We start from the raw sequence: 14,061 nt of genomic DNA, 5'->3' as shown, positions 1-14,061 counted from the left end.
GCGGCGCGCTGGCCGCGGCGGGCGGCCTGCTGGTCGTCACCGCCGGCGGCGCCGCGCAGGCCATCGCCGGCTTCGCACTGCTGGGCGTCGGCATCGCCGTGGTCGTGCCGCTCTGCTTCGCGGCGGCCGGGCACGGCGGCGACAACCCGAGCCGGGCGATCGCGGGGGTGGCGACGGTGACGTACACCTCGGGCCTGATCGCCCCGGCGACGGTCGGCGCCATCGCCCAGGCGACGTCACTGCGCGTCAGCTTCGCCGTGGTGACGGCCCTGACGCTGGGGCTGGCCGCCGGCGCGCGGCTGCTGGCCCCGCGGGCGTCGGTGCGCGGCCGGACCGTCGGCGCGCGCGAGTCCGACGCAGTCGAATCGAATCTCTGATCGATTTCGAATATGCCGCTTTCTGGTTCATCCGACAAATCCGTGGCCGGAAAACGTCCGAGCCCGCAATCATAGGGCGCATGAGTTCCTCCGACTCCTTCGACCCGAGGGACCGTCAGATCGTCATTCCGGCCAAGGACGAGCGGGCCGATCCGCCCTACCTCCAGGGTGAGCGGGTCATGCTCGAAAGCTTCCTGGAGTGGCACCGGGAGACGCTGGCGTTCAAATGCGCCGGTCTCGACGCGGCCGAGTTGCGCGAACGCTCCGCGCCGCCGTCGACGCTGTCGCTGCTCGGTCTCGTCCGCCACCTGGCGGACGTGGAGCGGTACTGGTTCCGCGTCGTGCTCGACGGGCAGGACGCGCCCGCGCACTTCTGGACCGAGCACTCGCCGGACGGCGACTTCGACGACGTCGACACGGCCGACGCGGAGGCGTCCGTGTCGACCTGGCGTCAGGAGGTCGCGCTGGCCAGGGAGCTGGCCGGGGCGCGCACGCTCGACGACACCGGCACGCGTCGCGGCGAGCAGGTGCCGCTGCGGTGGATCTACCTGCACATGATCGAGGAGTACGCCCGCCACAACGGACACGCGGACCTGCTCCGCGAACGGATCGACGGCGCCACGGGCGAGTAGCGTGACGCCCTGACGCCACGGACCGCGAGCACGATCGCCATGCACGACCACGAGCACGAGCACGGCCACAAGCACCGCCACGAGTCCGGAATGTGCCCTCATGGGCGCGCACGAAACCGGGTCTGCATCGAAGTCAGCAGATCCGGGGAACGCGAAATCGTATAACTGTTCGAGTGGAACCAGCTGAATCGCCGCCACGTCCGAATGAATCGTCAGAACGGTTGACACAGACGGCGCGGCGAGGCGTCCGGACGGGTGCCTTGTCGGTGATCAATGCGATACTCGGACAGCATCGTGGGAAACCACGTCAGCAAGAAGCAGCCCACGCCCGGTTCGATACCGGAATCGCGGGCACACACGGGGCAGCAGGATAGATGGGGAGGTTGGGCATGGGAGCAGCACTGCGTGACGACTACCGCGGGTGGCTGTCGCCGTCGGGGAGGTACCCGGTGGCGGTCCCGGACTACGAGGAGCCGTGGGACTCCCCGGAGCCCGACGCGGCACCGCTGTCCCCGAAGATCACCCAGGTCCGCCCGACCGGCTTCGAGTCGGCCCGCGAGATCGGCGAGCACGTCCGCGTCGGGACTCCGGTGATCATGGACCTCAGCCAGATGGCGGATCCGGACGCCAAGCGCCTGATCGACTTCGCCTCCGGCCTGGTCTTCGGCACCCGCGGCACGATGGAGCGGATCGCCCGCCGGGTCTTCCTGCTCGCGCCGCCGGAGATCGAGGTCATGGTCATCGACAACGCCTCGGACGACTCCGGCTTCTACAACCAGAGCTGATTCCGCGTCGGGCTCTCTTGCCGGAGCCCGACGCGAGGACGCCGCCGGCGCCGTGCCCCCGTCGCGGCCCCGGCGGTGCGGATTCTGTCAGTACACCCGCTTAGGCTGCAGGTCGGGAGTGGGACGGAGCAGCCGTCCCCCGGCAGACCGGGAGCGGGTGAGGCGATGTTCGCACTGCACGGCATCTGGCGTGCGGACCGGCGCCTCGCGCTGTGGGCGGAGGACGCCGCCCGCCCGATCGCCCCTCCGGACGCGGAGGCGGGTCTGCACCCCTTCGCCTGTCCCCCCGCGGCGCTGCGCGCGCTGCTGTCGGCTGTGGGGCCGGGCCTCGCCTGGCTCACCGAGCAGGCCGACGAGGACGACACCCGTCTCCTGCTCCCGACCGCCGAGGGCACACCCGTGCCGTCCCCCGAGATCGCCTTCCCCTCGGCCCACGAACGCCGTGCCGCGGCGCGGCTGACGCCGTGGCGGGTCCCGAGCCTGCTGTTCACCCCCGGCCAGGCCGCACAGCTTCTCGGCGCCCTCCACTCCCCCGATCGCCAGGCGGTCCACCCCGACCTCCCGGGCCTCGGCCCGGTCGAGGCCGCCTACGGCGCGTCCCTGCGCTGGCTCACCGCCCTCCACGACCTCGCCTGGCGCATGACCGGCCGCGGCCGCGCCCTGCCCGGCATCACCCTCCCGGGCGGCGTCAGGCCTTCGGCCCACGGAGTCGGCGACGACAGCTCCCTGACCGCCGACCTCGAGGGCCGCGGGCCAGGCGCTCTCCGGCCGGAAGCCGACGCGCCCTCCCGCCCGGACGACGAGGCCGACGCGTCCCACCCGGCCCCGCGTGAGGGGCTGGGCCCCGGCGCCGGAGTCGACTCAGCGCCAGGGGGCGGAGCCGCCGCGCCCGCCAGGACGGGGCTGGACGCGGACGAGCCGGAGGCGCCCGCCTCCCCCGGCGCGTCCCGTGCGACTGGGTCGTCCCGCGCGTTGGCGCGGTGGGTGGCGGCGCCGCAGAAGGAGGATGTGGGCGAGTTGGCCGGGCTGGTGGCCGCGTGTCCACCCGTGTGCCGGGCGGAGGCCGGGGCGCGGCGGGGGGCCGGGGCGCTGGCGGAGGAGCTGCTCGGGGTGCTCGTGGACGAGGAGGCACGGGCGCGCGTGGCGACCGCGCCGGTCGAGGCGGGGCAGGGCACCGACGTCGCGGCGTTCGTCGCCGCGCTCCGCGCCGAGGACGCCACGCTGCCGGGCCCGGCCGAGCGGTGGCGGCCGCTCGCCGAACGCCTGCGGCACTGGCGCGCGCCGGGTGAGGGCGCCTCAGGCAGCGGGCTGCGGCTGGGCTTCCGTCTCGTCGAGCCCTTCGGGCAGGCCGAGGAGGACGAGGACCGCTGGTGGCTGGAGCTGCTGCTCTCCCCCGCCGACGAGCCCTCGCACGTCGTCACGGCGGAGGATCTGTGGGCCGGTCGCGCGGGGGCCGAGGTGCTGGCGGAGACGGTGCCCGCGCCGGAGGGCCTGTTCGTCCTGGAGTTGCGACGCGCCGCGCGGGCGCATCCGCTGCTGGCCCCGCTCGCCGACGAGGGACGCCCGCAGGGCCGGTGGTTCGACCGGGCGGAGGCCCTCTCCTTCCTGCGCGAGGCGGCGCCCCGGCTCGCCGAGGCGGGGTTCGAGGTGTTGTTGCCGACCTGGTGGCGTGAACCCCCCACGCTCGGGCTGCTGTTGGCGGCACGGCCGGCCCAGGCGGGCGTGGTCGAGCAGGAGAGCACGGTCGGACGGGAGGAGCTGCTGGCCTTCCAGTGGCAGCTCGCCCTCGGCGGCGAGCCGCTGACCGTCGAGGAGCTGGCGCTGCTCACGGACGCGAAGGACACCCTCGTGCAGCTGCGCGGCCGCTGGGTGGTGGCCGATCCTGAGCGGCTGGCCGCGGCCACGGCCTTCCTCTCCCGGGAGGGCTCCGGGGAGATGGCCGTGTCGGAGGTGCTCGGGCTGATGCTGGACGCGCGCGAGCCCGCGGGGCTTCCCGTCCTCGCCGTCGAGGTCGAGGGCCGGCTGCGCGAGCTGATCGCCCGCCTGTCGGGCGAGGGTGCGCGGACGGCCGACGCCCCGCCCGCGCCCGTCGCCCTGCCCGGGGGATTCACCGCGGAGCTGCGCCCGTACCAGCACGACGGCGTGGCCTGGCTCGCCCAGCTCGCACGCCTGGGCCTCGGCGGCGTGCTCGCCGACGACATGGGTCTCGGCAAGACCGTGCAGACCCTCGCCCTCCTGGCGGCCGAGTACGGCGGAGCCGCAGGCGAAGGCGGTGTCACTCCGCCGGGCGCGCCGACGCTCGTCGTCGTGCCGATGTCGCTGCTCGGCAACTGGGAGCGCGAGTGTGCGCGCTTCGCGCCCATGCTGCGCGTGCACGTGCACCACGGCGCGCGGCGCGGCGGCCCGGCGCGGGTGCGGGAGGCCGCGCTGGGGGCCGACGTCGTGCTCACCACCTACGGCCTGGCGGCCCGCGACTTCACCGCGCTGCGCACCGTCCCCTGGCACCGGGTGGTCGCCGACGAGGCCCAGCACCTGAAGAACGCCGCCACGTTGCAGTCCCGCGCGGTGCGGGCGCTGCCCGCCGCGCATCGCGTCGCACTCACCGGCACGCCGGTCGAGAACCGCCTGGCGGATCTGCATTCGCTGCTCGACTTCGCGAACCCCGGTCTGTTCGGCACGGCCGAACAGTTCAAGGAGCGCTACGCCGTCGCCATCGAGCGCAACGCCAGCGAGCGCGCCACCGCGCTGCTGCGCCGCCGGACCGAGCCGTTCGTGCTGCGCCGCGTCAAGACCGATCCGGCGATCGCGGCGGAGCTGCCGCGCAAGCAGGAGATGACGGTGCTGTGCAATCTCACGGTGGAGCAGGCCGCGCTCTACCGCGCCGTCGTCACCCGCCTGCTCCAGCGGATCAAGGGCTTCGGCTACACGCGGGATCTGGAGCGGCGCGGCTCGGTGCTGGCCGCGCTGACCAGGCTCAAGCAGGTCTGCGACCATCCGGCCCTCTTCACCGGCGAGGGAGCGCGCGGCGGCGCGGTGCGCGTCGCGGGGCGTTCCGGCAAGGTGGCGCTGCTGGAGGAGATCCTGGAGCAGGCCCTGGCGGAGGGCGACAGCACGCTCTGCTTCACGCAGTACGCGCAGTTCGGCAGGCTGCTCCAGCCCTATCTGCGCCGCCGCCTCGGCTGCCGGGTCCGGTTCCTGCACGGCGGCGTGCCCGAGCCCGAGCGGCGCACGATGGTGGACGCCTTCCAGGAGGACGGGGAGCCGTCGGTCTTCCTGCTCTCGCTCAAGGCGGGCGGCACCGGCCTGAACCTGACGGCCGCCAACCAGGTGGTGCACCTGGACCGTTGGTGGAACCCGGCCGTCGAGGAGCAGGCCACCGACCGTGCCTTCCGGATCGGTCAGCGCCGCGACGTCCAGGTGCGGCGGCTGGTGTGCGTGGGCACGGTGGAGGAGCGGGTGGACGAACTCCTCACCGCCAAGCGGGCGCTGGCCGACGCGGTGATCGGCGGCGGCCTGCCGGCCGACGCGGGCGTGCTGGAGGTCCTGACGGCCCTCTCCCCCGACGCGTTGGCGGACGTGCTGGCCCTGGCGGAGGAGGCGGTGAGCGAGCTGTGAGCGTGCTGCCGTGGTCGGAGCGGTTCCTGGCCCGGGTCGAGTCCCTGGGCGTCGGCCTGTACGCGGCGCAGATGCGCGAGGCGGGCGGCTCGGCGCAGGTGCGCGAGGTGTCCGTCGCGCCGGGCTCGGCGCGGGGGCGTGTCGGCGGGGTGGACGTGTGGGCGGATCTCGCCGTCTTCGACGCCGAGCAGTGGCGGCTCGCCGAGGAGGCCCTGGCGCCGGTCCGTCGCCGGCTGCTCGCCGACGAGTTCCCGCCGGACACGGACGCCCTGCTGGCGGGCGTGGGCTTGCCGTTGCTGCCCGCGCGGGCAGCGGAGCTCACCCTCGACTGCGCCTGCGGCCGGACCGGGGGCCCCGACGGGGCCGTCTGCCGGCACGTCGCGGCGCTGCTCGGCGCGCTGGCCCTGCTCTTCGACCAGGACCCGTTCCTGCTGCTGCGCTGGCGCGGCCGCGACCGCGTCCGGGTGCTCGCCCACCTGCGGCGGACGCCGACCCCGTCGGGCCCGGAGCCGCTCACCCCGACCCCGGCGGGTTTCTGGACCGAACCGGCCCCCTATCCCGCTCCGGGCGGCGACGACCTCCCGGCCGCCCCGGCCCTCGACGAGCTGGGTCCGACGGGTCTCACCCTGCACGGCCGCCCGCTGGACCGCGCGCTGCGACGGCTCTACCAGGCGATGACGGAGGACTGAGCGCGCGTCAGCGGACGCCTCTCGGCAAGGGCGGCATCAGCTGGGGCCGATTGCGTCGCGCCGGCTGCTCCGCCTCGGGGCCGCGTCGGGCGGCAGCGGGCCGCGTCGGGCCGTCCCGGAGCCTCGACGGCTCGAGCCCGGCTTAATCGATGGCGTCCGCACCACCGGGCGGCGATCATTCCCGGCCGGGACCCCTCCGGAGCCTGGATCGCGCACGCCGGACCGGAGCAGCTGCGCGGGCAGGTGGAGGAGAAGCTGCGCCAGCTCGGCCGTGACCATCTCGACGTGGTCAACCTGCGGATCCTCGGCGACGGCCCGATCGCCGAGCGCTTCGGCGCGCTGGCGGATCTCCGGACGAAGGGGCTGATCCGCCACCTTGGCCTGTCCAACATCCGGCCGCACCACCTGGCCGAGGCCCAGGAGATCGCCCCGGTGGTCTGCGTGCAGAACCCGTTCGGCCTCGGCGCCGCCTCCGCCGACCAGGACGAACTGCTGCGCCTCTGCGGCGAGCAGGGCATCGCGTTCGTCCCCTTCTACGCGATCGCGGGCGCGGGGCGGGAGAGGGGCGCGGGTGGCGCCGAGCCCGAGGCCCTCCGGGCTCTCGCGGAGGAGCGCGGGGTCAGCACCGCCCAGCTGCGGATCGTCTGGACGCTGCACCAGGGCCCGCACGTGCTGGCCATCCCGGGCACGGGCGACCCCGTGCACCTGGAGGCGAACGTCGCCGCCGCCGGGCTGCGCCTGTCCCCGGGGGAGCTCTCCGTCCTGAACGCGGCGCACCGGGGGGACGTCGCCCGCTGACGGCCGTCGGGACAACGGCTGGCGAGTCAACAAGTCGCCAATGGCAAGACAGCCAAGATTCTCATGAGACAGAACTGTCTCAGTTGATATACCATTGCTCCATGGCCACCGATCGCGAATCCGTCCTCCTCGCCGCCGTCGGGCTGCTCTCGCGGCAGCCCACCGCGGCGATGGACGAGCTCGCGCGCGCCGCAGGCATCAGCCGGGCCACGCTGCACCGCCTCTTCCCCGGCCGCGAGGCGCTGATCCACGAGATCGGCGCGCTCGCCCTGGCCCGGATGGAGGCCGCGCTGGACGCCGCCACCATCGACGAGGGCGATCCCGTCGCCGCGGTGCGGCGGCTCGCGGACGCGCTGATTCCGCACGCCCAGCTCGTCGCCTTCATCTCCGGCGAGAGCCGCCTCTTCGACGACGACGCGATCAACGACGCCTGGGACCGGGTCGACGCCCGCGTCGCCGCGCTGTTCCTGCGCGGCCAGCAGTCGGGCGCGTTCCGGATCGAGCTGCCCGCCTCCTGGCTCAGCGAGGCGTTCTTCGATCTGCTCGCCGGCGTCGGCTGGGCCGTCCAGGACGGACGCCTCGCCCACCGCGAGAGCAACCGCGCGCTGACCGAACTCTTCCTCGGCGGCGCGGTCCGCCGGGACCAGCCCGGCTCCGCCGACTGATCCCCTCCACTCCGCTCCACCCACCACGCTTCCCTGCCACCAGGACCGAGAACCTCCGATGACCACGGACATGACCGTGCCGCAGACCACTTCCGCCTACCGATATAACCGCCCGGGTGCGCCCGCGGGCAGCCCGCGCACCCGCTGGACCGCGCTCGCGGTCCTTGTCCTGGCCGTGCTCCTGGTGGCCGTCGACGCCACCGTGCTGGTCCTCGCGCTGCCCTTCATCAGCGAGAGCCTCGACCCCTCCGCGCCGCAGCTGCTCTGGATCGGCGACAGCTACTCCTTCGTCATCGCCGGTCTGCTGGTGAGCATGGGCTCGCTCAGCGACCGTGTCGGCCGCCGCAAGCTGCTGCTGCTCGGCGCGGCCGCCTTCGGCGTCGCCTCGCTGCTGGCCGCCTACGCCCCGAGCGCCGGCTGGCTGATCGCCGCCCGCGCCCTGCTGGGCGTCGCCGGCGCGACGATCATGCCGTCCACGCTGTCGCTGATCCGCACCCTCTTCCCCGACGACCGCGAGCGCGCCCGCGCCATCGGCATCTGGGGCGCCGCGGCGACCGCCGGCGCGGCAGCAGGGCCGCTGCTGGGCGGTGTGCTGCTGGAGCACTTCTGGTGGGGATCCGTCTTCCTGATCAACGTGCCGCTGGTACTGCTGCTGCTGGTGCTGGGCGCCCGCCTGCTGCCCGAGTCCCGTGACCCGAAGCCGGGCGCGTGGGACCTGCCGAGCGTGGGCCTGTCGCTGGTCGGCATCATCGGCGCGGTCTACGCCGTCAAGGAGGGCGCGGTCGAGGGCCTCCTCCGGCCTGACGTCTGGATCGCCGGCGTCCTCGGCGTCGTCTGCCTGACCTCCTTCTGGCGTCGTCAGCTGCGGCTGCCGATGCCGCTGCTGGACGTGCGGCTCTTCTCGAACCGCCGCTTCACGGCGGCCGTGCTGGCCGCGCTGATCGCCCTGATCGGGCTCTCCGGCGTCGTCTTCTTCCTGGCCCAGTACTTCCAGCTGGTCCGCGGCTACTCGCCGCTGGTCGCCGGGCTCGCCGACATGCCGGCCTTCGCCGGCTCCACGCTCGGCGCGCTGGTCGCCGCACGGCTCGCGTCGCGCGCCGGGCACCGCCGTGCGCTGGCGGCCGCGCTGCTGGCGATGGGCCTCGGCATCGGCGTACTCGGCTGGCTCGACGCCTCGACGCCCTACCTGGTGATCGGTGTCGCGTTCGCGGCGATCGGCATGGTCGAGGGCATCATCTACGCCCTGTCCACGACGATGGTGCTGGACGCGTCCCCGGCCACGAAGGCCGGTGCGGCCTCCGCCGTCTCAGAGACGGCGTACGAACTGGGCACGGCGCTGGGCATCGCGCTGGTCGGCACCGTGACGACGGCGATCTACCGGTCCGGGCTCCCGGCGGGCACGTCCGACGCCGCCCGCAACTCGCTCGGCGGCGCGGTCGACTCCTCCCGTACCCTGCCGGCCGGCCAGGGCGAGTCGCTGCTGCGCGCGGCGCAGGATTCGTTCGTCCACGGGCTGAACGTCGCCGCGCTGCTCTCCGGCGGCCTGCTGGTCGCCGCGGCGGCACTGGTCTGGTTCCTCCTGCGCAGCCGCACCAAGCGCTGACGCGCACTCCCCGCTGCCACACCTCTGGCCACCGGGTCGGCAGCCGCGCATACTTGGCGAGCTGACGTGCTTTCAGGGGGGAGAGTCACGTGGTCGTCTGGGTGCTGTGGATCCTGCTGTGGGCGGCCTTCGTCGCCCGGACCTACGTGGTGGCGAAGCGTCGCTGGAACGTCACGCCGGAGGTCGCCCAGCGCGCACCCGGCTCCTGGTCCGAGCGCAACCGCCGCAGCTACCTTCGGATGAGCCTCCCGATGACGCTGGCCCTGGACGCGGGGCTGGGATTCGTGGTGTTGGCAGACGGCTACAACCACCTCCACGGGGTCCTCGCGGCTCTCTGCGCTCCGGTCGTGCTGTTGCTCTTCCTGGTGGCCGTCGTCGCTTCGGTTCTCACCGGGACGGTGTACCGCTTCAACCGTCCGCGTGCGCTGGTGCCGCCGGCGCTGCGCGGGGATCTGGGCACCGTCGGCGACTTCCTGGCGCGATGGCGCGGCCGCCGCTAGTGCCGCGCGGCACTAGACAGCCCAGGCGCTGATCCGCTCGCGGAGCGAGCGGGCGTCCAGGCCGTGGGCGGCGATGTGCTCCTGCATCGTCCCGTAGTGCCGCAGCTCCTGACGGGAGACGCCGAGGCCGAGGACACGGTGCGGGCGGTCGGCGAGGGCCTCGGCGACGAACGGGGTCGAGGCGCCCGCGAGGTAGGGCTCGACGACGACCACGTCCGCGTTCGCGCGGTCCGCGAGCGCGCCACGGAGCGCGGCGGAGTCGAAGGGCCGGACCGTCGAGGCGTAGAGCACCGTCACGTCCAGCCCCGCGACGGCCGCGAGGACGTCGTCGAGCACCGGGCCGACCGCGATCACGACCGGGCCGCCGCGGCCCTGACGGACGGTCAGGAAACGGCCGGGGGTGATCGGCCGGGCCTCGGCGTTCTGCTGGAGCGAGAGGCGCACGTAGACGAGGCCGTCGGCGGCGGCCGCGTCGCGCAGCAGCAGCTCCGCCTCGTCGGGGTGGCCGGGCACGTGGACGGTCCAGCCGGGCAGGGTGTCGAGCAGGGCGACGTCGGCTGGCGACATGTGGGTACGGCCTCCGGCCGGCCAGTCGTAGGAGCCGAGCGCGCTGACCAGGACCGCGCCGACGCCCTGGTGCCCGAGGTCCAGCTTGACCTGCTCGAAGGGGCGCTCGACGAGGAAGCTGCCGAAGGTGTGGGCGATCGGGCGGACGCCGGTCAGCGCGAGGCCGCCGGTCGCGCCGATGAGCAGCTGCTCCCGGATCCCGACGTTGATCACGCGGTCGGGGTGCGCCGCGGCCGCGGCGTCGAAGCCGGTGGCGGAGATGTCGGCGAGCACGACCGCGAGGCGCGGGTCCTCGTCGAGGAGGGTGCTCGCGGTGGAGATGAATCGGTCACGCATGGTCGCAGCAACGGTAGTGGTCATGGCAGGAATCCCCCGTTCGGTTCAGTTCTTGGGCTCGACGACGGCGACGACCGCGTGCGGCCGTCCCGGGTGCGGCTGGGTGAACGCCTCGTACAGCGCGGCGTGGTCGCGGCCGTCGACGGTCGCCGTCGACCAGCCCGCGGCGGCGAAGTGCGAGGCGATCCCGCCGTACCAGCCGTGTGTGGCGGACTGGTTGTCGACCACGACGGCGTGCAGCCGGTCCAGCCTGACCGCGCCGGCGTAGGCGATCGCCTCGTGGTTGCTCCCCTCGTCCAGCTCGGCGTCGCCGACCAGGACCCACACGGCGGGGTCGATCAGCCCCTGCGCCCGCAGGCCCAGCGCGGTCCCGACCCCGAGCGGCAGCCCGTGGCCGAGCGAGCCGCTGCCGATCTCCACGCCGCGGATCAGGGTCCGGTCAGGGTGGTGGCCGAGCGGGGAGTCGTAGCCGCCGAAGGTCTCCAGCAGTTCCGGCGCGATGAACCCCTTGGCGGCGAGCACCGCGTAGTAGGCCATCGGTCCGTGGCCCTTGGACAGCAGGAAGCGGTCCCTCGCCTGGTCGTCGGCGGCCTCGGGGGCGATCCGCAGCACCCGGTCGTACAGGACCCACAGCACGTCCAGGGTCGAACTCGCGGCGGGGCCGTGCTTGTCCGCCCCGGTCATCCGGCCCATCAGGCCGGGCAGGTCGTCGAAGGTGCGGGCGTGCGGGTAGGTGTGCGTGTCGGCCTCTGCCGTGGTCAGCGTCATGGCAAGAGCGTGCAACTTCAAGTCCGCTTGAAGTCAAGCGGCCACCGCCCGGCACCAGCCCGCACCATCCAGAGCTGGTGGGCGATCAGGCGCGGTTGGTGAGCGCGGCGTGAACCGTCAGCGCGGCCAGGCGTCGCCTGCGACGCGGGCGTGCAGGTGCTCGTCGTGCCAGCCGTCGGCGTGGAGCAGGGCGCTGCGCATCGTCCCCTCCAAGGCGAAGCCGGCCTCCGCCGCCACCCGGCACGAGGCCGCGTTGGCGACGGAGTGGGTGATGCGCAGGCGGTGCAACCCCAGGTCGTCGACGGCCCAGCGGCTGACCCGGACGACCGCGTCCACCATGACCCCTCGGCCACGGCCGGCGGGGAGGAGCCAGTAGAGGAACTCGGCGCCGCCCGCCGCGAGATCGACGTCTCCCAGACCGACCAGGCCCACCGGGCTCTCCCCGCGGGGCTCGGCGATCGCCCAGATCGCCGCCGCTTCCTCCTGCCACTGCTTCCGCCATCGGGCGATCCGGTCGCGCGCCTCGGGGACGGTGAGGCTTCCCGGCCGGTTCCACTGCTGAACGTCCGGGTCCAGGCATGACTGCGCGAGGACCTCCGCGTCGTCGACGCGCCACGGGCGCACCTCGAGGCCGGAGGCGAGGCCGAACACGGGCTGGTCGGCCCCGCCCATCCGGCCCGGGGGAACGACGGGAGGGATCGGAACGATCATCCGAGCATCATGCCAAAGCCCGGGGCGAGGCACTCCGCGGCGACGCCCGGAGCCGCAGGGGAGGCCGCCCGCGCCCGTATCGTGGCGGTATGGCGAGGACTCGGCTGTACCGGGACGGCAATCTGGCGCTGGAGGACTTTCCCCCCGCGGACATCTCCGACTACGTGGGCGATCCCGACGCGGTGGTGTGGCTCGACCTGTGCTCACCGACGCCGGAGGACTTCGCCATGATCTCCGAGGAGTTCGGGCTGCACGAGCTGGCGATCGAGGACGCCCGCCACGAACACCAGCGCCCCAAGCTGGACCACTACCGGACCCACTCCTTCCTAAGTACCTACGCGGTCTGCCCCGAGCCGGACGGCGACGGGCTGAACACCATCGGGATCTCGGCGTTCATCACCGCCAACGCGCTGATCACGGTCCGCTCCGACGACCGCTTCGACATCGAGGCGGTCGTCGCCCGCTGGGACGACGCCTCAGAGCTGGCCCGTTACGGGGTCGGGTTCCTGCTCTACGGGCTGCTCGACGTCGTGGTCGACGGCCACTTCGCCGCCGTCCAGGATCTCGACGACCGGATCGAGCAGTTGGAGGACCTGCTGTTCGAGGAGGGCCGGCGGCAGATCCAGGAGGTGCAGCGCCGCTCGTTCGAGTCCCGCAAGACGCTGGTGCACCTGCGCCGGGTGGTACTGCCGATGCGGGAGGTGGTGAACTCGCTGCTCCGCCGCGATCTGCACATCGTCGCCGAGCCGATGGTCCCGTACTACCAGGACGTCTACGACCACGTCCTGCGGGCCACCGAGTGGACCGAGTCACTGCGCGACCTGGTCGGCTCCATCATGGAGACGAACCTGACCGTCCAGGGCAACCGCATGAACCTGATCATGAAGAAGGTCACCAGCTGGGCCGCGATCATCGCCGTCCCGACCGCGATCACCGGGTTCTACGGGCAGAACGTCCCCTACCCCGGATTCGGCAAGGAGTGGGGTTTCGTCGTCTCCAGCGTCGTCATGGTGGTGATCTCGGCGGTGCTCTACTGGGGCTTCAAACGTCGTGACTGGATCTGACGCAACCGGGGGGTGAGTTGATCGGCAATGACCGATCCTGACATGCTCTGGTTCTGTGAGTCCTCTGAGTGTGAGCCATGCATCCGCCTCGTCCTGGTCCCGTCGGCGTCTCCTGGGCGGCGCGGTCAGCCTGGCCGCTCTGGGCTCGTTCACCGCGGCCTGCGGGGGCGGCGGCACGCCGAAGGCGACGAGCGGGGACCGCGCGACCTCCGGCGCGTCGCCGAGCCCGACCGCCGCCGCCGGCGGCGGGGTGGACGCCGAGCTGATAGCGCGCCGCTATCCGGGACTCAAGCCGTTCGCCCCGGCTCCCCCGCCGCCCGCCCACAAGCCGATCGTGCTGAGCGCGGCGCACCCGCAGGTCTTCTCCCGGGTGCCGATCACGGACAAGGTCGTGTTCGTCACGATCGACGACGGCGTCGAGAAGGACCCGGCCTTCATCCAGATGGTCAAGGACTTCCAGGTCCCGCTGACCCTCAGCCTCGCCGACACGCTCATCAAGGACGACTACCGCTACTTCGCCGAACTGCACGCGACGGGCTTCGTCTCGATCCAGAACCACACCCTCACCCATCCGCTGGACATGCCCCGCCTGTCCGCCCAGCGCCAGCTGGAGGAGATCGCCGGACAGCAGGTCAAGCTGCACCGGGAGTACGGCACCACGCCGTACCTCTTCCGTCCCCCGGGCGGCAACTACAACGCGGCGACCGTCGCCGCGGCCAGGGGGGCCGGCCTCAAGGGCATGATGCTGTGGAAGGAGTCGATGGAGATCCACGACATGCAGTACCAGGGCGCGTCGCACCTGCTCCGGCCCGGCGACATCATCCTGTGTCACTTCCGCGGGCCCGCCCAGCTCAAGGGCGAGACGATGGTGCAGATGATGGCCAACCTCTACCGGCACATCCAGGCCCAGGGCTTCACCGTCGCCGACATCACCCACTACGTCTGAGCGCT

Annotated in this window: 12 protein-coding genes and 2 pseudogenes; 11 read left to right on the top strand and 3 right to left on the bottom strand. The window is 73.2% G+C overall.

Going from position 1 to position 14,061, the window contains the following annotated elements; genetic code table 11:
• From TR50_RS18065 to TR50_RS18025, 9 genes and pseudogenes are all read left to right on the top strand, one after another.
• Window positions 1-377: pseudogene (locus TR50_RS18065) on the top strand (MFS transporter); the annotation flags it as partial.
• Window positions 378-457: 80 nt separating this feature from the next.
• A complete protein-coding gene (locus tag TR50_RS18060; protein WP_042422077.1) occupies window positions 458-1,009 on the top strand; it encodes a DinB family protein in 552 nt (183 codons plus the stop codon).
• A gap of 389 nt (window positions 1,010-1,398) precedes the next feature.
• Window positions 1,399-1,794, top strand: coding sequence for a cell division protein SepF (locus TR50_RS18055; protein ID WP_042422075.1), 396 nt, complete (start codon window positions 1,399-1,401; stop codon window positions 1,792-1,794).
• A 165-nt stretch (window positions 1,795-1,959) separates the two neighbouring features.
• Window positions 1,960-5,409: a DEAD/DEAH box helicase gene (locus tag TR50_RS18050; protein ID WP_042422073.1), complete on the top strand. Its 3,450-nt coding sequence runs from the start codon at window positions 1,960-1,962 to the stop codon at window positions 5,407-5,409.
• The gene (locus TR50_RS18045; protein ID WP_052441069.1) at window positions 5,406-6,098 is read left to right on the top strand and encodes a hypothetical protein; all 693 of its coding nucleotides are present in this window, start codon (window positions 5,406-5,408) and stop codon (window positions 6,096-6,098) included. The genes TR50_RS18050 and TR50_RS18045 overlap by 4 nt, the downstream gene beginning before the upstream one ends.
• A gap of 180 nt (window positions 6,099-6,278) precedes the next feature.
• Window positions 6,279-6,896: pseudogene (locus tag TR50_RS18040) on the top strand (aldo/keto reductase); the annotation flags it as partial.
• A gap of 101 nt (window positions 6,897-6,997) precedes the next feature.
• Complete coding sequence (locus tag TR50_RS18035; RefSeq protein WP_042422071.1) at window positions 6,998-7,561, top strand: TetR/AcrR family transcriptional regulator; 564 nt, start codon at window positions 6,998-7,000, stop codon at window positions 7,559-7,561.
• A 58-nt stretch (window positions 7,562-7,619) separates the two neighbouring features.
• Window positions 7,620-9,164 (top strand): MFS transporter, encoded by a 1,545-nt coding sequence (locus tag TR50_RS18030; protein WP_042422068.1) that lies wholly within the window; start codon window positions 7,620-7,622, stop codon window positions 9,162-9,164.
• A gap of 89 nt (window positions 9,165-9,253) precedes the next feature.
• A complete protein-coding gene (locus tag TR50_RS18025; RefSeq protein WP_042422066.1) occupies window positions 9,254-9,664 on the top strand; it encodes a hypothetical protein in 411 nt (136 codons plus the stop codon).
• A gap of 12 nt (window positions 9,665-9,676) precedes the next feature.
• On the opposite strand, the gene TR50_RS18020 is transcribed toward TR50_RS18025, so the two are convergent.
• From TR50_RS18020 to TR50_RS18010, 3 genes are all read right to left on the bottom strand, one after another.
• Window positions 9,677-10,567, bottom strand: coding sequence for a transketolase family protein (locus tag TR50_RS18020; RefSeq protein ID WP_236654463.1), 891 nt, complete (start codon window positions 10,565-10,567; stop codon window positions 9,677-9,679).
• Between the two features lie 45 nt (window positions 10,568-10,612).
• Window positions 10,613-11,335: a thiamine pyrophosphate-binding protein gene (locus tag TR50_RS18015; RefSeq protein ID WP_152648457.1), complete on the bottom strand. Its 723-nt coding sequence runs from the start codon at window positions 11,333-11,335 to the stop codon at window positions 10,613-10,615.
• Between the two features lie 117 nt (window positions 11,336-11,452).
• Window positions 11,453-12,046, bottom strand: coding sequence for a GNAT family N-acetyltransferase (locus TR50_RS18010; RefSeq protein WP_042422063.1), 594 nt, complete (start codon window positions 12,044-12,046; stop codon window positions 11,453-11,455).
• Between the two features lie 89 nt (window positions 12,047-12,135).
• Here TR50_RS18010 and TR50_RS18005 point away from each other — a divergent pair, with 89 nt between their 5' ends.
• Together TR50_RS18005 and TR50_RS18000 are read left to right on the top strand one after the other, a co-directional pair.
• On the top strand, window positions 12,136-13,110 hold the full coding sequence (locus TR50_RS18005; protein WP_042422054.1) for a magnesium transporter CorA family protein: 975 nt from the start codon (window positions 12,136-12,138) through the stop codon (window positions 13,108-13,110).
• 70 nt (window positions 13,111-13,180) lie between these two features.
• Window positions 13,181-14,056 (top strand): polysaccharide deacetylase family protein, encoded by an 876-nt coding sequence (locus tag TR50_RS18000; protein ID WP_052441068.1) that lies wholly within the window; start codon window positions 13,181-13,183, stop codon window positions 14,054-14,056.
• Window positions 14,057-14,061: the final 5 nt, after the last annotated feature.

The organism is Streptacidiphilus anmyonensis, from assembly GCF_000787855.1.
Classification (GTDB): Bacteria; Actinomycetota; Actinomycetes; order Streptomycetales; family Streptomycetaceae; genus Streptacidiphilus; species Streptacidiphilus anmyonensis.
This window is presented reverse-complemented; position numbering and strand designations above follow the sequence as displayed.

Excerpts from the sequence above, each read along its gene's own strand:
- TR50_RS18030 (WP_042422068.1), top strand. The coding sequence starts at position 7,620 with ATGACCACGGACATGACCGTGCCGCAGACCACTTCCGCCTACCGATAT.
- TR50_RS18060 (WP_042422077.1), top strand. The coding sequence starts at position 458 with ATGAGTTCCTCCGACTCCTTCGACCCGAGGGACCGTCAGATCGTCATT.
- TR50_RS18050 (WP_042422073.1), top strand. The coding sequence starts at position 1,960 with ATGTTCGCACTGCACGGCATCTGGCGTGCGGACCGGCGCCTCGCGCTG.
- TR50_RS18035 (WP_042422071.1), top strand. The coding sequence starts at position 6,998 with ATGGCCACCGATCGCGAATCCGTCCTCCTCGCCGCCGTCGGGCTGCTC.
- TR50_RS18020 (WP_236654463.1), bottom strand. The coding sequence starts at position 10,567 with ATGCGTGACCGATTCATCTCCACCGCGAGCACCCTCCTCGACGAGGAC.
- TR50_RS18055 (WP_042422075.1), top strand. The coding sequence starts at position 1,399 with ATGGGAGCAGCACTGCGTGACGACTACCGCGGGTGGCTGTCGCCGTCG.
- TR50_RS18015 (WP_152648457.1), bottom strand. The coding sequence starts at position 11,335 with ATGACGCTGACCACGGCAGAGGCCGACACGCACACCTACCCGCACGCC.
- TR50_RS18010 (WP_042422063.1), bottom strand. The coding sequence starts at position 12,046 with ATGATCGTTCCGATCCCTCCCGTCGTTCCCCCGGGCCGGATGGGCGGG.
- TR50_RS18005 (WP_042422054.1), top strand. The coding sequence starts at position 12,136 with ATGGCGAGGACTCGGCTGTACCGGGACGGCAATCTGGCGCTGGAGGAC.